We start from the raw sequence: 18,904 nt of genomic DNA, 5'->3' as shown, positions 1-18,904 counted from the left end.
CGGGGCGGTAGCTCACAGGTTCCTTTAATGGAGTATCAATGTCATTTCCATCGTGGTGTTGTTAGTATTGCGAAGACAAAAAGAAGCTGCCTTAAGGCGCTTCACATTCGCAAGATTGATTCAGGAGTTTTCCCTTGTCCTTTTTGACCCCTGCTAAGAAGTCTCTTATCGCAGTAGCGCTGGTTGCCCCCTTGGCGCTGGCTGCATGTGGTTCGGATGACAACAACGACGATTCTAAGAAGGCTGCCGCCACCACTGCCTCCAAGTCTTCTGAGGATAAGTCTGCAGACAAGTCCCAGGACAAAGACGCCGATAAGGACAAGGACCAAAACAAGGATAAGGATAAAGACAAGGACGGCGAAAACAAGGACGGCGCTGCTGGTGCAGAGGGCCAAGACGGCGAGGGCCCAGATCAGATGGCCAACCCGCTAAATAATGGCGAGGATCCTTTCGCTGGGGCGAAGGACATCAAGCCGATTGAAGGTGGCCAGGACGCAAATGATGCTGACAAGCAGGCCATCGAGCAGCTGGTCCGCGGTCAGCACGAAATCGATAATGTGAAGGAATACTTCAACTACATGCCGCAGCACGCCTGCCAAGCCGTGCGTGAAGGCCAGGCCAAGGAGTTTAGCCAGTACCAGCAGTACGTCGATAGCCTGCCGAACGAGTCCTTCGCTGAGTACGCCAACTCCATGCGTCAGCAGGGCGGAGGCAACGGTGAGGTAGAGAAGTTCGCTAGCCAGCTGGAGTCCATCCCGCAGTCGACCAAGCTGCAGTCTGTTAACGACATTGTGGTCAACGGTGACGATGCTTCTGCAACCGTGAGCGTGTCCAACTCTGAGGGCAATGAGACCTCTACGGTTCGCTTCCGTCGCGAGAATGGCAACTGGACCTTCTGCAACTAAATTGTCTCTTTCCCAGCGCCGCTTACCCCGCACCCTAGGTTTTGGTGCGGGGTTACTCGCGTGTGCGCTCTTGGTCTTTGGCGTGGCAGGTGCGCTGTGGGGGCTTTTCCGTCCGACGCTTGCCGGCCATGAGGTAGACGATGGTGGTTATGCCATCGAAGCGATGGGCAGCGCCCAGTTCATCGCCTTCATTACCTTTGCCCTCATTACCGGCCTACTCGGACTGCTCTTGGGCTTGGGTGCGTATCTGCGACGGCAAGAGCGGGGCTTGTCGATGCTCTTGTGGGTCGGCGTGTGCGCCTTGGCAGGCGCGGCCTCGTTTTACGTATTTGGCGGGGTCACCGCCACACATCCGCCCGAAAACCCCGGAGAGTTCGTAGAATTTGCACCGAAATTCTCCCCGGCCATCTCTTGGGCGGTGGCGCCATTTATGGCGATGTTTTCCTACTGGTCCACGGCTTTTGTGAGTTCCGATGATGATTGGTAAGCCGCGCGCCTAGGGCCATTCTACGGGGGAGGCGCCGGTAACTTCCTGCGCGATGTCATCGATTCCGTGCAGGATGTGTTTAAGGCCGCGGCCGATAGCGCTAAAGAGTTGGGGCCGCGTTAGGCCGGCGGCGGCAATGGTGGTGGCATCCATCCGCACCTGCAGGCCTTCGGCGGTGTGGTGGCAATATGCAACGGCGCCGTGATGGGCGCGATTCCAGTCATTGCAAATAAGGAATAGGCGGGTAAATTCCGCTTCCTCCAAGCTAGGGTCCCAATGTCCCTTGATGATAAGGCTGGGGCCGTTGTCTAAAGCGAAGGAAAAGAGAACATCATTGACCCACGCGTAGATAGCCGTGGCGCCGTCGCTTTGGAAGCGTTGGATTCCGATAAGCGGCAGGATTTCGGCCAGGCTATCGAGGGTAAAGGGCTCTAAGGGGGCGTCGGCAAGCGGGTCTAGCTCCGGTGAGGCTTCGCGCACGAGGCCGGGATGGGATTGGGCAAGCAAGTCCATGAGGACCTCGGCATTGTGCAGCGCCGGTAAGACAAACGCCGCGAGCTGTTCCTGGCTCGGGGAGTTATCCGCCGGCAGGTAACTATGACCGGATACGCTTACGCACTCAGGCTGGTCAAAATCAACCACTATCGCCGGTGAGAGGCAATCGTGGTTCCACTCGTTGGCCACATGCGCTAGTTCGGATATCTCACTGAGGTCCACGCCGCCGCGGGGGCTGGTGTGTAGGTGGAGTACCGGTTCTTCTAGTTGGTCTATAAAGATGAAGGTAGATCCGCCGGCTGAGTGGGGTACTAAAAGTTCGCCTGAGGGTAGCGCCCAGCAGGACAAGCCATGTTCGCGGGCGATGGCGCGGACATGCGCGAGCAGAAGGGAAGGATCACTCTCGCTCATCACTGCCACCACCTTAAAGCTGTGTTGAGTCCGAGTCTATCGTCCAAACCCGCCCCCTCGCTGGCATTTGGACATTAGGATATTGGTTTAATAATAGAAATCCGATAAGAATAATGGGAGCCGGAAATGCTTCGAACCATCGATTTGCGCGGCACAGAGCTGCGCCCTGCCCAGCTGCGGCGAGTCCTGCCACGCGGCGGCACCGACGTCGCCGCTGTAGTGGACAAAGTGGCGCCAATGGTTCATCGCGTCCGTCAAGAAGGCGCCGCGGCGGCACTGGACTACAGCGAACTTTTTGATGGCGTGCGCCCGCGCCACCTGCGGGTACCGCAAGCGGAATTGGACAAGGCCGTCGCTGGCTTAGACCCGCAGGTGCGCCGAGCAATTGAGGCCTCGATTGAGCGCGTCCGCAAGGTCCACCTCGAACAAAAGCCGACCGCACATACCACCGAACTGGCTCGGGGCGCCACGGTGACAGAGGTCTTTCGCCCCATCGAGCGCGTCGGTTTGTACGTGCCGGGAGGCAAGGCCGTCTATCCCTCGTCTGTGATCATGAACGCGGTGCCGGCGCAGGCGGCCGGCGCAGAAAGCTTAGTGGTGACCTCGCCCCCGCAAAAGGAGTTCGGCGGTCTACCGCACCCCACGGTGCTAGCTGTGTGCCAGATGCTTGGCGTGGATGAGGTGTGGGCTATAGGCGGTGGCCAGGCCATTGCGCTGATGGCCTACGGCGATGATGATGCCGAGCTTGCACCAGTAGACATGATTACGGGGCCGGGAAATATTTTCGTTACCGCAGCCAAGCGCTTGGTGCGCGGGGTAGTGGGGACAGATGCAGAAGCAGGTCCGACCGAAATTGCCATCATCGCCGATGACACCGCAAACCCCGTGTATGTGGCTTATGACCTTATCTCCCAGGCCGAGCATGATCCGATGGCAGCGAGTGTGCTTATTACGGAATCAGAAAGCCTCGCTCAGCGGGTGAACGCGGAGGTGGAGGCGCGCTACGGCGCTACCGCTCATGCGGAGCGGGCGGCCGCGGCCTTAGGCGGCGAGCAATCCGGCATTGTGGTGGTCGATTCCCTGGACGCAGCGATTGCGGTGGCTAATGCCTATGCTGCCGAGCACCTGGAGATCCACACCGCAGAACCCGGCACGGTAGCTGAGCGGATTAAGCACGCTGGTGCCATCTTTGTGGGGGACTTCGCCCCTGTGCCACTCGGGGACTACGCTGCCGGTTCCAATCACGTGCTGCCCACCTCCGGCACGGCGCGCTTTTCGGCTGGCCTGTCTACCCACACCTTTATGCGGCCGGTCAACCTCATTAATTATGACCGAGCTGCGCTGGAAGAAATTGCCCCGCAGGTCATCGCCTTCGCTGAGGCCGAGGGGCTGCCTGCCCACGGCGAAGCAATCCGCGCCCGATTCGAGGAGAACTAAATGACGCAATTGACAGATCTTCCCCTGCGCGAGGAATTGCGCGGCAAGTCCGCCTATGGTGCGCCGCAACTCACTGTGGCCTACCAACTCAATACCAATGAAAATCCCTATCCGCCCTCTCCAGCGCTCGTTGCTGATTTGGTGGCGGAGACTCAGCGCCTTGCCTCCACGCTCAATCGCTATCCGGAACGCGATGCCGTAGAGCTGCGTAAAGCCTTGGCCCATTACGTTTCCGAACAGACCGGGGTGGGGGTTAGTTATGAGCAGGTATGGGCGGCGAACGGATCGAATGAGATTTTGCAGCAGCTTCTACAGGCCTTTGGTGGTCCAGGCCGCAGCGTGCTCGGCTTTACGCCGTCTTATTCCATGCACCCCATCCTTGCGGACGGAACCTACACGCAGTTTGTGGAGTGCCCGCGGGACGAGGATTTCCGCATAGACATGGACCGGGCTCTGGCGGCCGTGGCGCGGCACCAGCCGGATATCATCTTTGTGACAACGCCGAATAACCCCACCGGCGGGGTGACTAGTCTGGACGATATTGCCGCGCTTGCCGACGCCGCGCCGGGAATCCTCATCGTCGATGAAGCCTACGGCGAATTCTCCTCTTCGCCCTCCGCAGTGACGCTGCTGGATAAATACCCCACAAAGTTGGTGGTCTCGCGCACCATGTCCAAGGCCTTCGACTTCGCCGGTGGCCGCCTTGGCTATTTTGTGGCAGATCCGGCCTTTGTAGAAGCCGTCATGTTAGTGCGACTTCCGTATCACCTGTCTGTGCTCTCCCAAGCTGCGGCGACAGTGGCGTTGCGCCATAGCGCGGATACGCTCGCCACCGTGGAAAAGATCGCCAGCGAGCGCGAGCGCGTGGCAGCTCGCTTGCGGGAACTGGGCTATACGGTCCTGCCTAGTGAATCCAATTTCCTCTTCTTCGGCCGCTTTGCTGACCAGCAGCGCGTATGGCAGCAGTTCTTGGATAAAGAAGTACTCATCCGGGATGTCGGGATTGCCGGGCACCTGCGCATGACCGTGGGCCTGCCGGAAGAAAACTCGGCCTTTTTGGCAGTAGCTGAGGACCTTGCGGATACAGTAGTAGCGGATAATCCGGCCGGAGGAGAAAGGAGCGAACCATGAGCAACCGTGTAGGACGCGCCCAGCGGTCTACCTCTGAATCGCAGATTTCCGTGGTCATCGACCTAGACGGCACGGGACGCAGCGATATTTCCACCGGCCTGCCCTTTTTCGATCATATGCTGACCTCGTTTGCCACCCACGGCAGCTTTGATCTCACCGTGCAGGCAGCGGGTGATACCGAGATCGATGCCCACCACACCGTGGAAGATACCGCCATCGTGCTCGGTACCGCACTGCGGGAAGCAGTGGGGGATAAGGCCGGCATTCGTCGTTTCGGATCCCAGCTACTGCCCATGGATGAAACGTTGGTTGAAGCGGTGGTGGATTTTTCTGGCCGCGCTTATTTCGTGATGAACGGCGAGCCAGAGCACCTGCAGTGGCACATAATTGGTGGCCACTACGCCACGGTGATTAACCGCCACTTTTTTGAAACGCTTGCTGCCCACGCTGCGATAACGCTGCACCTCAACGTGCGCTATGGGCGCGATCCGCACCACCTTACGGAGGCGGAGTTTAAAGCCGTGGCGCGTGCGCTGCGCGCTGCCGTGGAACCCGACCCCCGTCGGACTGGAATTCCTTCGACGAAGGGAGCACTCTAAAAAGCATGCATGTTATGATCTTGGTTCTTTTCCTCGTGGCAGGCATGTTAGTAGGCGGTGCATGGACTGCCTACCAACAGGGGTCGAAGGCAATGACAGTAGTAGCCTCCCTTTTGGCCGCAATTACCGTGGTAGCAGCAATTTCGTGGATGGTAGGAGCGTTTGGTAAGTGAGCAAAACCCAAGAGACTAATATTTGGAAGATCCCGGGCTATACCGCCACTATGATGGCCATTGCCGCCGCTTTCGGCGCTTGGTCCATCCTCCTTCCGGTGGTGCCGCTCGCTGTCATTGACTCCGGCGGCTCAGCTACCTTGGCAGGCTCATCCACCGGCATCTTCATGGCCTTCACCGTGCTTACACAGATCATTTCCCCGTGGCTGCTGCGCCGTTGGGGTTATCGCCGCGTGATGGCACTTTCCGCCTTTACCTTGGGCGTCCCCGCCTTCGGACATCTTTTGGGAACAGATGCTTGGGTTGTCCTACTCTTTTCCGCTTTGCGCGGGGTGGGCTTTGGCGCGCTGACCGTTTCCGAGTCTGCGCTTATTGCCGAGTTGGCACCTGTTCGCCTTTTGGGCAAGGCCACCGGCATGATCGGTGTGTTTACGGGACTAGGCCAAATGGTCTTTTTGCCCTTGGGCTTGGTCATGGCGGAAAAGCTGGGTTATGCCTCGACGTATATCACTGCCGGCATCATTGGCTTCGTGGGCTTTGGTTTGTGCTTGCGCATTCCCAAGATAAAGGTCACGCTGGCTTCTGATACCGAAGACGAGCCCAACCTAATCCGCGTTCCCACGTGGAAGCTGGTGGCAGTGCCTGCACTAGCGTTAACGACTTTCTCCATGAGCTACGGCGCCGTGTCGTCCTTCCTGCCGCCGGCGGTGCAGGAACTAGATGCAGAGCGTGGCGCCAGCCTTGCCGGCATCATGCTGTCCATCGTGGGTGGCGCGGCCATGATTTTCCGCTACTTCGCTGGCATGGTGGCAGACCGCGTGGGCACTCCCGGCCGGTTGTATATCCCCAGCCAGATCATGGCCATTGTGGGTGTGCTCGCCATCGCCGTCCCGCTCTACCTCGACGGCTCCGTGTGGTGGCTTGTGCTGGGTGCCTTCCTATTCGGCGGGGCCTTTGGCATTGCCCAAAATGAAGCCCTGTTGTCGATGTTTGACCGTCTACCGCGCGAGCGTGTCTCGGAGGCTTCGGCCATTTGGAATATCTTCTATGATGGCGGCACCGGCTTGGGCTCGACCCTTTTGGGTGCGTTGGTTGCCGGCTACGGCTACGCGGGGGCGTTTGGCGCCGGTGTGGCTATCCTCGGCGTTGGCGTACTAATGACGCTGGCAGATTTTATCCTTGGGCGCACCCGCGTGAGTGAAACCAACGATATCCGAACGCGTCTGCGTCGCATGCGTAAGGTATAGCCCATGGCAAAGACGGTCGCATTATTGGATTACGGCGCGGGCAATGTGCGCTCGGCACAGCGCGCGCTGGAGCGAGTAGGCGCGGAAGTTGCCGTGACTGCGGATCCCAAAGCAGCGGTGGACGCAGACGGTCTGCTTGTCCCCGGCGTTGGCGCTTTTGACGCATGTATGCGCGGGCTAAACGCGGTTCAGGGGCCAAGGGTCATCGGCCAGCGCCTGGCAGGGGAGCGGCCAGTGCTGGGTATTTGCGTAGGTATGCAGGTGCTTTTCGACGTCGGGGTGGAGCACAACATCAATTCCACCGGCTGCGGCGAGTGGCCCGGCACCGTTGAAAAACTTCACTCTACAGTCCTGCCGCATATGGGGTGGAATACCGTTGCGGTTCCCGTCGGCAGCGATATGTTTGCAGGCTTGTCCGAAGACGAGCGGTTCTATTTTGTGCATTCCTATGGCGTCCGCCGCTGGGAGTTGGAAACGGAAATCACCCGTCCACCCTTGGTCAGCTGGGCCGAGCACGCGGGTGATAGGTTTGTCGCGGCGGTGGAAAATGGCGCTTTGTGGGCGACCCAATTCCACCCGGAAAAATCCGGGGACGCTGGCGCACAGCTTTTGGAAAACTGGATGCGCACGCTCTAGGTAGGATGATGACTATGACTTTTACCCTTTTGCCCGCAGTTGATGTCTCTCAAGGTCAAGCGGTGCGCTTGGACAAAGGCGAAGCAGGCACCGAAACCTCCTACGGCGCGCCGCGCGATGCCGCATTGAAGTGGCAGTCCCACGGCGCGCAATGGCTGCATTTTGTGGACTTGGATGCGGCATTCGGCCGCGGTTCCAACCACGAGCAGATGGCGAATATCACCGCAGAGCTGGGCATAAACGTGGAACTTAGTGGCGGCATCCGAGACGATGCCGCAGTAGAGCAAGCACTGGCTACCGGCGCGCAGCGCATTAATATTGGCACCGCTGCTCTTGAACAGCCGGAATGGATAGAAGATATCCTTGCGCGCTATGGCGATAAGGTTGCCGTGGATCTCGCCGTGCGCGAGGAAGGCGGCGAGTGGCGCACTGCGGGCAATGGTTGGGTTTCCGATGGCGGCGACCTGTGGGAGGTGCTCGAGCGCCTCGATGCTGCCGGATGCCAGCGCTTTGTGGTGACAGACGTATCTAAAGACGGCACGCTAAGCGGACCGAATATCGAGCTGTTGCGCGAGGTCGCCATGGCTACGGAAGCTAAAATCACCGCCTCCGGTGGTATCTCTAGCGTGGAAGACCTGCGCGAGCTTGCTCTCTATGAAAATGAGGGCATTGATTCCGCCATCATTGGAAAAGCCTTCTACGAGGGGAAATTCAGCCTCGAAGAAGCTCTCGCAGCAGTGGCCGAGGTAGAGCCGCTGCCGGCGGAAGAAACCATTGACCCGTTCGACCCTGAGGACAACTAAGCCATGATGGAACCCCGCGAGTTGGTGGCCTTCGCGGAGGCGGCCGTAGACCAAGTAGAACCCATTTTTCGTTCCGGCCTTGGTGCGCAGCCCGCCCGCTTTAAAGGGCAGGGAGATTTTGCCACCGAGGTAGATCTCGTCATCGAGCAACAGCTGCGGGATATTTTGACTCAAATGACCGGCATCCCGGTGTACGGAGAAGAATCCGGCGGCAGCGTGCTAGATACCGTGTGGGTGGTAGATCCGATTGATGGCACCGCAAATTACTCCGCTGGAAACCCTTTAGCCGGCATCTTGGTGGCGCTCATCCATAAGGGCGCACCTGTTGTAGCGGTGTCTGATTTCCCATTATTGGGGCGACGTTTGGTCACTTGCGATGGCTCTCCACTGCGCTCAGTAGGCGGGCCTGCTACTGGCTTCGGCGGTGGGGAGGACGCGATGGGCTTCGATGAAGCGCGCGGACACGTGGGCTGCTCTTCTCATCTGCCCACTGAGATCTTCCACGAGCTGCGCGAAACCGGCCTGCGCCCGCGGATGACCGGTTCAGTGGGGCTGGATAATGCCTTTGTTGCGCAGGGCGTATTTGATGGCGCGATTAACTTCTCCCCACACCCGTGGGATAACGCCGCTGGTGCACTGCAAATTCAAACCGCCGGCGGAGTAGTGACTGATCCGGAAGGAAATCCGTGGACTGCGCAGTCGCGTGGCTTGGTCGCAGGTACCCCGCAGGTCCATGCCACTATCGTGGACATCCTGTCCCGTCATAGCGGTTCCTTTCACCGCTAAGACTTCATTCTCACAAAGGAGGCGGCCGATATGGCTGTAGCCGTACGTGTTATCCCCTGCCTAGACGTGGACCAAGGCCGAGTGGTCAAGGGCGTTAACTTCGAAAACCTGCGCGATGCCGGCGACCCGGTGGAGTTGGCCGCGCGTTATGACTCCTTAGGCGCTGACGAGCTTACATTTTTGGATGTATCTGCCTCAAAGCAAGGGCGTTCAACCATGCTAGAGGTTGTACGCCGCACTGCGGACCAGGTATTTATCCCACTAACAGTTGGCGGCGGGGTACGCAGCGTCGACGACGTCCGGGAGCTACTGCGCGCCGGTGCAGATAAGGTTTCCGTAAATACGGCAGCGATTAAGAATCCGGAAGTGCTGCGCGAAATGGCCGAGGTTTTCGGGGCCCAATGCATCGTGCTGTCCGTTGATGCCCGCCGGTGCCGGGAGGAGTTTGCGCCCTCTGGTTACGAGGTCACCACGCATGGTGGCACGAAGTCGGCCGGAATAGACGCCATTGAGTGGGCTCGCCGTGGCGAGGAACTCGGAGTAGGGGAGATTCTCCTCAACTCGATGGATGGCGATGGCACCAAGCAAGGATTTGATGTGGACCTGCTGTATGCCGTGCGCGAGGCAGTGACTATTCCCATCATCGCTTCTGGCGGTGCGGGCAGCGCCGCGGATTTCCCACCGGCCGTTGCGGCCGGTGCCGATGCCGTTTTGGCCGCAAGCATTTTCCATTTTGGTGAGGTAGAAATTTGCGACGTAAAGGACACCCTAGACGCCGCAGGTTACGAGGTGCGCCGATGAGTAACCCGGCCGACTATGAACTAGATGGGGGCATCGCCAAGCAGCTCAAGCGCAATGACCAAGGCTTGGTGCCGGCCATTGCCCAGGCTGAGTCCGGTGAGGTACTGATGATGGCATGGATGGATGACCATGCTTTGGCGCATACCCTTGCCACGCGCAAGGCCACGTATTTTTCGCGCTCGCGCAATGAGTACTGGGTCAAGGGTGAGACTTCTGGCCACACCCAAGAGGTGCTGGGCGTTCGCCTTGACTGTGATGGAGATACTATCCTGCTGACCGTGCGGCAGCGTGGCGGCGCCTGCCATACCGGTGACCGCACGTGCTTTGACGCCACAGATCTCCTAGGAGGACAATCGTGAAGGCTAAACGCCTTGGACCGTTACTTATCGCTGTAGGAGCCATCGTATTGTGGCTGTCTTCCCGTGTCACGTGGGTGGTTGCTGCCAGCGAAGATGATAAGGCCGGCTCCGCCGCCAATGACATCATAGGTTCGGCATGGTCGCTAGAGATTATGGCCTTGACCCTTGTGTTGGTTGCCGGCGCCGTCGCGGGAATGGCTCTGCGCCGCATCGGTAGGCGCGTAGTGGGCATTATTTGTGCCCTCGCAGCAGCGGCCAGTGCATGGACCCCGGTTAGCTTGCTGACGGCGGGCGCGGATGCTGAGCGCGCACAGAAGATCTTGCAGGGTGCCTCGGCTAATAAGAATGCAGTAGATTCCGCGCAAATTTCTAAATGGGCCACAGTCATTTCCACCGAGGTGCATGCCTGGGGGCCGATTTTGGCCCTGGCAGGAGCGGCAATAGCCCTTTTTGGTGCGGTTATGCTAGCGCGCAACCCAGGCGAGGATAAAGTGAAGGCATCTAGCAAATACGAGACGCCGGCAGCGCGGCAAGCGAAATTGGAGGAGGATTTGGAAACCTCCTCTGATTCTGGCCGCGTGATGTGGGACGCGCTTGATAGTGATATCGATCCCACTGATATGGATAAAAATAGCCCCGTAGCCTGTGCAATTTCCGCAACTGCACGGGAGCGGGTTAACCTAAGTGTGATTTCAATCGCCCGTGGAGGGAGGTGCTGATGCCTACGCCCATTGCTGTTGACCACCTAGTAGCAGGAGTCTTAGAGGACGTCGCTGCGCGGGAGTCCCGTGTGTCGTTCCAGGAAGTAAAGGCACGCTCGCGTGACATGGAATCTCCCCGGGATGTGCGCGCAGCTCTCTTGCGCCCCGGCTGCTCCGTTATCACGGAGCTCAAGCGTGCCGTTCCCTACGGCGGTGAGATTGCACATGTTGGCTCTGCGGAGCACATGGCGCAATGGGCCCGCACCTTTGAGGACTGCGGCGTACACCTTATGGCGTGCCAGACTGATTTCCGCCGCTTCCACGGTTCTTTGGAGGACATGGCGGCTGCCCGCGCCGCGATTGATGTGCCCATGATGTCACGAGATCTCATCGTGGATCCCTACCAAATTCATGAGGCCCGCTGTTATGGGGCCGATGCTATTCCGCTGCAAGTAGAGCTGCTGGAGCAGGCTCGCTTGGAGGCGCTACTAGACCGCGTGGAATCGCTTGGTATGACCGCCATCGTCGAGGTACGCAACTGTGCGGAGGTCGACCGCGCTATTAAGGCTGCAAGTAGCGTTATTTCCATCAATGCGTGGTCTTTAGCCTCGGACGCGATTAACCGTGACGCGTTCAACGATATTGCCCCGGGCCTGCCCGAATCCATCCTGCGCATTGCAGTAGGTGGGGTAAACAACGCGCGCAACCTTTTTCACTATGCTTCCCGGGGCGCCGATGCGGTGCTCGTCGGCGAATCAGTCATGGCGGCCCAAGATCCTACAGCGTTGGCTCGGTCGTTGGTGGCCGCCGGCCAGCACCCAGCGTGCCCCGCGCGCAAATTAGAGTAATACCCCGACTAGCTGGCGGGGTGGGGGATAAGGCACACTGGCTACGTGCACACAGAAATTCTTGCAAATATTCCGTCTCCGCCGCAGGGCGTGTGGCAGGTGGGGCCACTTCCCATCCGTGCGTACGCGCTGTGCATCATCGTGGGCATTATCGTCGGCCTGCGCATGACCTTGCGCCGATATACTGCTCGCGGCGGTAACCCAGACACAGTGTGGGATGCTGCCATCGTGGTTATCCCAGCCGGCATCATTGGCGGGCGGCTCTACCACGTCATCACCGATAATCAGAAGTACTTCTGCGATGGTTGCAATCCCGCGGATGCGCTGAAGATTACCAATGGCGGCCTTGGCATCTGGGGCGCTGTTGCTCTCGGCGCGCTGGCCTTGTGGGTACTTTTCAAAGTGAAGAAGGTTCCACTCGGCCCCTTTGCTGATGCGGTGGCCCCGGGCCTGGTCCTCGCGCAGGCGATTGGGCGGCTAGGCAACTGGTTTAACCAAGAACTTTACGGGCGCCCGACCGACGTTCCATGGGCTTTAGATATTTACTACCGAGTCAATGACAACGGCGGTTATGCGCCGGTTTCCGGGCACTCCACGGGTGAGGTTATGACTTCGGTGCATCCGACCTTTCTCTACGAGCTGGTGTGGAACGTCCTTGTATGTCTATTCCTCTTGTGGGCGCACAAGGCATGGAAGTTGGGGCACGGACGAGTCTTTGCCCTCTACGTCATGGGCTATACGTTGGGCCGGTTCTTTATCGAAGGAATGCGTTCCGATGAAGCTACCCATATCTTCGGGCTGCGCGTGAATATCATCGTCTCCCTGGTGATTTTCATCATCTCTGCGGTCGTCTTTTTCTTGCTTGATAGGCGCCGCCAAGGCCCAGAATCTCCCGCAGAGGTAGATCCTAAGTATTGGGCCGAGCGCCGCGATAGTAACGGGCGTGGCGATGGTAGCGCGGTACCTGAGGGGTAGCATTCGGACTCTGCATCACCGTAGGTTCTACCCCGGTATTTCCGAATAGGTTTGATTGTGTGGGGGCTAGGGCATTTTTGAGTGTCCGTTCGGAAAATGGGGGTCCAAAATTGTGGCCGCAATCCATACGAAGGAGTAGGTTGGGGAGTGTTCAGTTTCCCCGACGGAATAGGCCAATAATGCTGGATAGAAGAACAAAGATTGTCTGTACTCTCGGCCCTGCCGTTGCTAGCGAGGATGGCATTTTGCGCCTCGTTCAAGACGGCATGGACGTAGCCCGCTTGAATATGTCTCACGGCGAGCACGCGGACCACGAGGCGAATTACAACTGGGTGCGCCAGGCTACTGATAAGACCGGCCGCGCCGTCGGTATTTTGGCGGACCTGCAGGGCCCCAAGATTCGCCTTGGCCGCTTTATTAACGGCGAGGAGCAGTGGGATAACGGTGAAATCGTCCGCATTACCGTGGACGATATCGAAGGCACCCACGACCGAGTATCTACCACTTATAAGGGCTTGGCCAAGGACGCCAAGCCGGGTGACCGCCTGCTTATCGACGACGGAAAGGTCGCCGTTGTCTGTAAGGAAGTCGACGGCAATGACGTCGTGTGTGAGGTTACCGAGGGTGGCCCAGTTTCCAATAACAAGGGCGTTTCCCTTCCTGGCATGGATATCTCCGTGCCGGCCCTGTCGGAGAAGGATATCGCTGACCTGCGCTTCGCTCTGAAGCTTGGCGTAGACCTTGTCGCGCTTTCCTTCGTTCGCTCCCCAGCTGACGTGGATAAGGTCCACGAGATTATGGATGAAGAAGGTCGCCGCGTTCCGGTTATTGCGAAGCTGGAAAAGCCGGAGGCAGTCGATGCCCTCGAGTCTATCGTGCTGGCCTTCGACGCCATCATGATTGCCCGTGGTGACCTCGGCGTTGAGGTGCCACTTGAGCGCGTGCCGCTGTTCCAGAAGCGCGCTATCCAGATTGCGCGTGAAAACGCTAAGCCGGTTATCGTGGCTACCCAGATGCTGGATTCGATGATTTCCAACCTGCGCCCGACCCGTGCAGAGGCATCCGACGTGGCCAACGCCGTGCTCGATGGTGCCGATGCTGTCATGCTCTCTGGTGAGACTTCCGTGGGCATTGACCCGCAGAACGTTGTGCGCACCATGTCCAAGATTGTGGCTAATGCTGAAGACGGCGGCAAGGTTCCACCGCTTACCCACGTTCCGCGCACCAAGCGTGGTGTGGTGTCCTACTCCGCTCGCGATATTGCAGAGCGCCTTAATGCTAAGGCCATCGTGGCCTTCACCACCTCCGGTGATACTGCCAAGCGTGTAGCCCGCCTGCATTCCCAGCTGCCGCTGTTGGCGTTTACCCCGAATCCGGCCGTGCGTTCCCAGCTGGCGTTGACCTGGGGCGCGGAGACTTTCTTGAGCCCGCACGTTAAGTCCACCGATGACATGATGGCAGCCATCGATGACGCATTGCTGGAGATGGACAAGTACGAGGAAGGCGACATGATTGTCGTCATTGCTGGTACGCCTCCAGGAATTGCCGGCAATACCAACATGATTCAGTGCCACTTGTTGGGTGAAACTAAGAAGTAATTTTCTTCGCATAAGCGCCGCGCCCCACCCCTTAACACGTTCCACGGGGCGCGGCGCTTTCGGCTATTTATACAAATGTAGATTTATATTTACCTCGAGTACACTCAGCGGTTGCTTTCCTGACATGCGGCTGCAGTACTTTTTGGTTGTTCATGTTTCAGCTTCTCTACGCATTCAAAGGACAACTGCACAATGACCTAAATCAGGCCGACTTGGCCTCAGTGGCTGCGCTTACCGCCATCTATTTTCATTTAATTGTCAATAAGCGTCGACGGGGATAGGCTGAGTGCATGGCACACGAGCACCACGACCACGATCACTCCAGCACGCCGCTGCGCGCACTCTTGATTGCGCTAGGCATTACCGGCACCGTCTTCTTCGCGGAGCTGATCGGCGGCTGGTTGGCGGGTTCGATGGCGCTGATGGCGGATGCGATGCACATGCTTTCCGACGCTGCGGGGTTGATCATCGCGGTGTTAGCGGTGTTGGTTGGGCGCCGACAAGCATCGGCTCAGGCCACGTACGGCTACCGACGAGTGGAGGTGCTTGCTGCACTGGCGAACGCAGTGATGGTGCTGGCGATCTCGGTGTGGATTGTCGTCGAGGCGGTGCGCCGCCTGCAGAGCCCGGCCGAAGTGCAGGGAAAAACGATGCTGATCATCGCGGTGATCGGCCTGGTGGCGAATGCGCTATCGGCGTGGGTTCTGCACCGGCACCGCAAATCCTCGATCAACGTGGAGGGCGCGTTCTTGCACGTGTTAGTGGATATGCTCGGCTCGGTCGCAGTAATCGTGGCCGGCATCGTGGTACTGACCACGGGGTTTGTGGCGGCGGACGTGATCGCCTCCCTAGCGATCGCGGCGATGGTGCTGCCGCGCGCCTGGCAGCTCATGCGGCTTTCGGCGAGCGTGCTGCTCGAGCAAGTCCCGGCGGACTTCGACGCCAGTGCGATCGAGCCCGCGCTGCGGCAGGTCGAGGGCGTTGCTGACATCCACGACCTGCACCTGTGGAGCCTGGACGGCGTGAACGTGCTCACGACCGTGCATATCGTGCGCGACGGCACCGTCGGCACCGGCCCGCTGTTGGATGCCGCCCAGCAGGCCCTGCGCGAACACGGTATCGAGCACTCCACCATCCAGATTGAGCACCCAGAGCACGAATCCCACGAGACGGTGTGCTGATTCCCTTCTAACCTGACTTAGGCCAATTTTTGTGCGGAAGTTCGCGGCCGGTGATTACTTGGATGGTGGCAGTGAGGTCGGGCGGGAATGGTACGGCGGCGTGAATGGTTTCGCCGCCAACGACGAGTTGAAAGCTGCGGTATTTCTTGAGTGTTCTCACGAGGCGTTTGATGAAGTGACCACTGCGGGTCTCCATCAGGTGGGTCACGGCTAGTGCCGCCATCACAATATTGAGATGTGCTGTGATCGAGTTTTGTTTCCTCGCATAGATTGGGCGTGCTTTCAGGTCTGATTTCGACATCCGATACGACATTTTCAATGTGGAATAGCCTGCGGTAATGCCCGATAACCTCCAGGGCGGGAAGAGCGGTCAGGTCGGTTTCATAGCCTTTAATTCCGGCTAGGGCTCGGTGTTTGGCAGCAAGAGCGTAGTTGACCTTCTTGTTCGGGGTGGAAAGATCGAAATAGCGGTTGCGCTTAATGGCGATTTCGCCGTCAACAGCGCGTTTGGCTTTTGCGACTTGCTCTTTGATTCCGCGCAGGCCGCGTCTGGCCCGATCATAGGAGTACTGGAAGTGGGTCACCGTATTCGGGGCTGTGTGTTTGCGCGCATCGCTTGCAGAGGCTTGTGTCCAGATCCGGCCGTGGGCGTAGGCTTCACCAGGGATTTCCCGCCGCCAGGTTTCAATCACCTCAGGCACGGTGGGGTTTCACCGACAAAATGTAGTGCAGACCTGCATCTATCAATGCTTGCTTGTTCGGAGGGTGTCAAGTTGTTTGTGTGTGGGGCTAGGTTTATAGGTATTTGTCGAAGCTGTCGGGGTAGGCCACGGCCATTTGGTTAATGGCTTGTTTCCAGCCGGAAACTCGGGTCCCTTCCATGAGTCTGCCGGTTGTCGCTGAGACTCGTTTGCCCTGCTTCGCTCTCTTGGCAGCTCGTCTGTCTTCGATATTGCAGATCATCAACCATAGCGTCTTGAGCGCTGATTCATTGTTAGTGAACTGCACCCTGTTGCGGGTAGCTTTCCGCAGTTCATTGTTGAATGATTCAATCGAATTCTTCGTGTAAATGACCTTGCTGGCTGCTGGTGGGAACTGGAGAAACGGTACGAAACGCGCCCATGCATCTTGCCAGACTTTGACTGAGCGTGGATACTCTTCTGCCAATTCAGAGGCTTCAAATTCGTCTAAGGCAGCCTTAGCTGTGGACTCGTCCGTGGCGGTGTAAATCTTTTTCAACGCGGCCGATACGCCCCGGCGATCCCTGTAGGCTACCCATCGGTTAGCGGCACGAATCAGGTGCACGATACAGGTTTGCACCATAGAGTTCGGCCAGGTTGCCTTTACTTCTTCCGGCAAGCCTTTGAACCCGTTACAGCAAACGATAAAGACGTCTTTAACCCCACGGTTAGAAAGATTGGCGCATACTTGCGCCCAGGATGAAGCGCTTTCTTCTTTGGCAATCCACGATTCCAAAAAGTGCTTGATACCGTCGAGAGCCACGCCGATTGCCATGTACGCGGACTTATTGACCACTAGGCCGCCATCGCGGATTTTAATGCGCAGCGCGTCCAGGAAAATGACCGGGTAGAACTCGTCTAGCTGGCGGTTTTGCCAGACCATGACCTCATCGAGGACGGCATCGGTGACTGCGGAAATCGTCTCATGGGAAATATCAACACGCATCGCCGTTGCCATATGGTGCTGGATGTCCCTAATTGTCATCCCACCGGCGTACAAGCTAACGGTCATGTCATCGACATCGGTCAATCTCCTCGAGCCTTTAGGGACCATAGTCAGCAAGAATGTGCCAGCCCTATCCCTCGGCACATCAACGGTAACTGGCCCGTAGTTAGAATCCACGGTCTTTGGATACGACCCGTTGCGGTGATTGTCTGTTCTAGCTGCAGCTTTAGCGCTCCTGTCGCCAGACTCGTAGCCCAGGTGGGCATCCATTTCAGCGTTGAGTCCCCTGGTAATCGAGGCTTGCAACATGCCGCGAACCAGGTCGTTGGCATCCGTTGTAGACGTGCCTAGGTCATCAATCAGCTTCGCGATTTCAGGGTTAGCAAGAAGCTTCTTTTCAATCGCATCAATCTTGGCCTTATCAGCCGGATCTCGTCTCGCCACAGTAGTCATTCTGGTCCATCTCCTCATGCAGGTTAGGTACCCACACAAACCATCAGACACTCTCTATTCCGAAGCCTCTCCGGCGGCGTGGGCCGCGCACAACAAGGACCGCGATAAGCTGCAGGACATTAGCCGTGAGATGCTCGGCAGCGCCTTCGACTTGGTCATGGCCGCTGGCCACCCGTTCTACGATAATGACCACCAGAAGGTCGATACTCCCGACTATAGCTTCATGTACGAGGACGACTACGCCAAGCTTTCCGGAGGCGAGACCGACTGGAATTACTTCGAGTCCAACGATGACTTCAAGAAGATGGCGCAAGGTGACGTCAAGCCGTAGCAGAAGTATTGGGGTATCGCGCAGGTAGGTTCCACGTTGCAGAACTCCCGCTCGGGCGAGGCAAAGGCACCGTACTCTGACCCGCTTAACGACGTCGTGGATCTTCCCACCATGACCACCGGAGCGCTCAATGCTTTGGGGCAGGATGAGGATGGTTTCTCCGTCATGATTGAAGGCGGTGCCATTGACTGGGCCGGCCACGGCAATAACCCGGTGCGCGATATCGAGGAGACCCAGGATTTCAATAAGTCGGTTGACGCCGCCATTAAGTGGGTGGAGGAAAACTCCTCGTGGGAAGATACTCTGCTCGTTGTTACCGCGGACCACGAGACTGGCTATCTCTCCGGCGCTAATGAGGTGCCGACAGAAGACACCCCTGAAGCGGACAACCGCTTCAATGCTATGGAAGGTGAAAAGGGCAAGGTTGCCCGCCACGGTTGGTACTCCGGGCAGCACACTAACCAGCTAGTGCCGTTCTTCTTCAAGGGGGCAGGCTCGGAGGACATTATGGCTCGTACCTCCGGTACCGATTCGGTGCGCGGTGAATACATCGACAACACTTTGGTGGCCAATTTGGTCTTTGACGAGTGGTGGAACGATGGCACCGATTCCGCTGGTGACCCAGAACAGCCGGGAGATACTGCTAATCCCTCGGATGGCGAAGGCAAGGACGGTAGTAGCAAGGGCTTTGCCGCAGGCCTCGCTACCGGCCTAGGAATCCTGGGGGCCGTCGTCGGTGGACTCGGCTTCCTGGCTACGCAAATGGGTGTGCTCAATATTGACTTGCAACCCATTTATGAGCAGCTAAAGCGCATGGGCCTGCGCTAAACAGAATTGAGCACAACGCCTTGCCAAAGGTCC

The 18,904-nt window shown here is 58.1% G+C and carries 21 protein-coding genes and 1 pseudogene; 19 read left to right on the top strand and 3 right to left on the bottom strand.

The features are described 5' to 3' along the window. Positions 1 to 134 precede the first annotated feature (134 nt). Positions 135 to 905: a hypothetical protein gene (locus MHK05_RS01480; RefSeq protein WP_239204314.1), complete on the top strand. Its 771-nt coding sequence runs from the start codon at positions 135 to 137 to the stop codon at positions 903 to 905. Beyond that, the gene (locus tag MHK05_RS01475) at positions 880 to 1,392 is read left to right on the top strand and encodes a hypothetical protein (RefSeq protein WP_232212597.1); all 513 of its coding nucleotides are present in this window, start codon (positions 880 to 882) and stop codon (positions 1,390 to 1,392) included. The genes MHK05_RS01480 and MHK05_RS01475 overlap by 26 nt, the downstream gene beginning before the upstream one ends. Before the next feature lie 9 nt (positions 1,393 to 1,401). Here MHK05_RS01475 and MHK05_RS01470 read toward each other — a convergent pair whose 3' ends face one another. Further along, complete coding sequence (locus MHK05_RS01470; protein ID WP_239204312.1) at positions 1,402 to 2,298, bottom strand: type III secretion system chaperone family protein; 897 nt, start codon at positions 2,296 to 2,298, stop codon at positions 1,402 to 1,404. A 126-nt stretch (positions 2,299 to 2,424) separates the two neighbouring features. On the opposite strand from MHK05_RS01470, the gene hisD reads away from it, so the two are divergent. The 15 genes from hisD (at position 2,425) to MHK05_RS01395 (ending at position 15,573) form a co-directional block, all read left to right on the top strand. Next, entirely contained in the window at positions 2,425 to 3,735 is a 1,311-nt protein-coding gene (gene hisD / locus MHK05_RS01465; protein ID WP_239204310.1) for a histidinol dehydrogenase, read from the top strand. Then, positions 3,736 to 4,866: a histidinol-phosphate transaminase gene (locus tag MHK05_RS01460; protein WP_200288891.1), complete on the top strand. Its 1,131-nt coding sequence runs from the start codon at positions 3,736 to 3,738 to the stop codon at positions 4,864 to 4,866. Then, positions 4,863 to 5,465 (top strand): imidazoleglycerol-phosphate dehydratase HisB, encoded by a 603-nt coding sequence (hisB, locus tag MHK05_RS01455; protein ID WP_023021246.1) that lies wholly within the window; start codon positions 4,863 to 4,865, stop codon positions 5,463 to 5,465. Before MHK05_RS01460 ends, hisB begins: the two co-directional genes overlap by 4 nt. A gap of 5 nt (positions 5,466 to 5,470) precedes the next feature. After that, positions 5,471 to 5,638 carry a CG2302 family histidine operon protein gene (locus MHK05_RS01450; protein ID WP_023021247.1) on the top strand — a complete coding sequence of 56 codons (168 nt, stop codon included), beginning with the start codon at positions 5,471 to 5,473 and terminating at the stop codon, positions 5,636 to 5,638. Further along, entirely contained in the window at positions 5,635 to 6,885 is a 1,251-nt protein-coding gene (locus MHK05_RS01445; RefSeq protein ID WP_023021248.1) for an MFS transporter, read from the top strand. Before MHK05_RS01450 ends, MHK05_RS01445 begins: the two co-directional genes overlap by 4 nt. 3 nt (positions 6,886 to 6,888) lie before the next feature. Further along, entirely contained in the window at positions 6,889 to 7,521 is a 633-nt protein-coding gene (gene hisH, locus MHK05_RS01440) for an imidazole glycerol phosphate synthase subunit HisH (RefSeq protein ID WP_239204308.1), read from the top strand. Positions 7,522 to 7,535: 14 nt separating this feature from the next. After that, on the top strand, positions 7,536 to 8,324 hold the full coding sequence (priA, locus tag MHK05_RS01435) for a bifunctional 1-(5-phosphoribosyl)-5-((5-phosphoribosylamino)methylideneamino)imidazole-4-carboxamide isomerase/phosphoribosylanthranilate isomerase PriA (RefSeq protein WP_239204306.1): 789 nt from the start codon (positions 7,536 to 7,538) through the stop codon (positions 8,322 to 8,324). A gap of 3 nt (positions 8,325 to 8,327) precedes the next feature. After that, positions 8,328 to 9,110, top strand: a complete 783-nt coding sequence (locus MHK05_RS01430; protein ID WP_023021251.1) for an inositol monophosphatase family protein — start codon at positions 8,328 to 8,330, stop codon at positions 9,108 to 9,110. Positions 9,111 to 9,140: 30 nt separating this feature from the next. Then, positions 9,141 to 9,911 (top strand): imidazole glycerol phosphate synthase subunit HisF, encoded by a 771-nt coding sequence (gene hisF, locus MHK05_RS01425; protein ID WP_239204304.1) that lies wholly within the window; start codon positions 9,141 to 9,143, stop codon positions 9,909 to 9,911. Continuing rightward, positions 9,908 to 10,270: a phosphoribosyl-AMP cyclohydrolase gene (hisI, locus tag MHK05_RS01420; RefSeq protein ID WP_023021253.1), complete on the top strand. Its 363-nt coding sequence runs from the start codon at positions 9,908 to 9,910 to the stop codon at positions 10,268 to 10,270. The genes hisF and hisI overlap by 4 nt, the downstream gene beginning before the upstream one ends. Next, complete coding sequence (locus MHK05_RS01415) at positions 10,267 to 10,989, top strand: TIGR02234 family membrane protein (protein WP_239204302.1); 723 nt, start codon at positions 10,267 to 10,269, stop codon at positions 10,987 to 10,989. The genes hisI and MHK05_RS01415 overlap by 4 nt, the downstream gene beginning before the upstream one ends. Then, positions 10,989 to 11,819: an indole-3-glycerol phosphate synthase TrpC gene (locus MHK05_RS01410; protein ID WP_239204300.1), complete on the top strand. Its 831-nt coding sequence runs from the start codon at positions 10,989 to 10,991 to the stop codon at positions 11,817 to 11,819. The genes MHK05_RS01415 and MHK05_RS01410 overlap by 1 nt, the downstream gene beginning before the upstream one ends. Positions 11,820 to 11,864: 45 nt before the next feature. Continuing rightward, positions 11,865 to 12,794, top strand: coding sequence for a prolipoprotein diacylglyceryl transferase (gene lgt, locus MHK05_RS01405; RefSeq protein ID WP_239204298.1), 930 nt, complete (start codon positions 11,865 to 11,867; stop codon positions 12,792 to 12,794). Between the two features lie 182 nt (positions 12,795 to 12,976). Beyond that, the gene (gene pyk / locus MHK05_RS01400) at positions 12,977 to 14,392 is read left to right on the top strand and encodes a pyruvate kinase (protein WP_239204548.1); all 1,416 of its coding nucleotides are present in this window, start codon (positions 12,977 to 12,979) and stop codon (positions 14,390 to 14,392) included. A gap of 290 nt (positions 14,393 to 14,682) precedes the next feature. Continuing rightward, complete coding sequence (locus tag MHK05_RS01395) at positions 14,683 to 15,573, top strand: cation diffusion facilitator family transporter (RefSeq protein WP_005328806.1); 891 nt, start codon at positions 14,683 to 14,685, stop codon at positions 15,571 to 15,573. Between the two features lie 7 nt (positions 15,574 to 15,580). Here MHK05_RS01395 and MHK05_RS01390 read toward each other — a convergent pair. Continuing rightward, positions 15,581 to 16,332 (bottom strand): annotated as a pseudogene (locus MHK05_RS01390) (IS1634 family transposase); the annotation flags it as partial. A gap of 36 nt (positions 16,333 to 16,368) precedes the next feature. Continuing rightward, positions 16,369 to 17,712, bottom strand: coding sequence for an IS256 family transposase (locus tag MHK05_RS01385; protein ID WP_239204294.1), 1,344 nt, complete (start codon positions 17,710 to 17,712; stop codon positions 16,369 to 16,371). A 16-nt stretch (positions 17,713 to 17,728) separates the two neighbouring features. On the opposite strand from MHK05_RS01385, the gene MHK05_RS01380 reads away from it, so the two are divergent. Both MHK05_RS01380 and MHK05_RS01375 read left to right on the top strand, forming a co-directional pair. Continuing rightward, positions 17,729 to 18,043, top strand: coding sequence for a hypothetical protein (locus MHK05_RS01380; RefSeq protein WP_239204292.1), 315 nt, complete (start codon positions 17,729 to 17,731; stop codon positions 18,041 to 18,043). Positions 18,044 to 18,079: 36 nt separating this feature from the next. After that, positions 18,080 to 18,871 (top strand): alkaline phosphatase, encoded by a 792-nt coding sequence (locus tag MHK05_RS01375; RefSeq protein WP_239204290.1) that lies wholly within the window; start codon positions 18,080 to 18,082, stop codon positions 18,869 to 18,871. Positions 18,872 to 18,904: the final 33 nt, after the last annotated feature.

The organism is Corynebacterium nasorum (assembly GCF_022347325.1).
Classification (GTDB): domain Bacteria; phylum Actinomycetota; class Actinomycetes; order Mycobacteriales; family Mycobacteriaceae; genus Corynebacterium; species Corynebacterium kefirresidentii.
The sequence above is the reverse complement of the archived record's forward strand: the minus strand, read 5'-3'. Positions and strand labels throughout refer to the sequence as shown.

Coding starts and splice junctions, on each gene's coding strand:
- MHK05_RS01460 (WP_200288891.1), top strand. CDS start 3,736: ATGACGCAATTGACAGATCTTCCCCTGCGCGAGGAATTGCGCGGCAAG.
- MHK05_RS01385 (WP_239204294.1), bottom strand. CDS start 17,712: ATGACTACTGTGGCGAGACGAGATCCGGCTGATAAGGCCAAGATTGAT.
- MHK05_RS01475 (WP_232212597.1), top strand. CDS start 880: ATGGCAACTGGACCTTCTGCAACTAAATTGTCTCTTTCCCAGCGCCGC.
- MHK05_RS01430 (WP_023021251.1), top strand. CDS start 8,328: ATGATGGAACCCCGCGAGTTGGTGGCCTTCGCGGAGGCGGCCGTAGAC.
- hisD (WP_239204310.1), top strand. CDS start 2,425: ATGCTTCGAACCATCGATTTGCGCGGCACAGAGCTGCGCCCTGCCCAG.
- hisF (WP_239204304.1), top strand. CDS start 9,141: ATGGCTGTAGCCGTACGTGTTATCCCCTGCCTAGACGTGGACCAAGGC.
- MHK05_RS01410 (WP_239204300.1), top strand. CDS start 10,989: ATGCCTACGCCCATTGCTGTTGACCACCTAGTAGCAGGAGTCTTAGAG.
- MHK05_RS01380 (WP_239204292.1), top strand. CDS start 17,729: ATGCAGGTTAGGTACCCACACAAACCATCAGACACTCTCTATTCCGAA.
- MHK05_RS01395 (WP_005328806.1), top strand. CDS start 14,683: ATGGCACACGAGCACCACGACCACGATCACTCCAGCACGCCGCTGCGC.
- hisH (WP_239204308.1), top strand. CDS start 6,889: ATGGCAAAGACGGTCGCATTATTGGATTACGGCGCGGGCAATGTGCGC.
- hisB (WP_023021246.1), top strand. CDS start 4,863: ATGAGCAACCGTGTAGGACGCGCCCAGCGGTCTACCTCTGAATCGCAG.
- MHK05_RS01470 (WP_239204312.1), bottom strand. CDS start 2,298: ATGAGCGAGAGTGATCCTTCCCTTCTGCTCGCGCATGTCCGCGCCATC.
- MHK05_RS01450 (WP_023021247.1), top strand. CDS start 5,471: ATGCATGTTATGATCTTGGTTCTTTTCCTCGTGGCAGGCATGTTAGTA.
- priA (WP_239204306.1), top strand. CDS start 7,536: ATGACTTTTACCCTTTTGCCCGCAGTTGATGTCTCTCAAGGTCAAGCG.
- hisI (WP_023021253.1), top strand. CDS start 9,908: ATGAGTAACCCGGCCGACTATGAACTAGATGGGGGCATCGCCAAGCAG.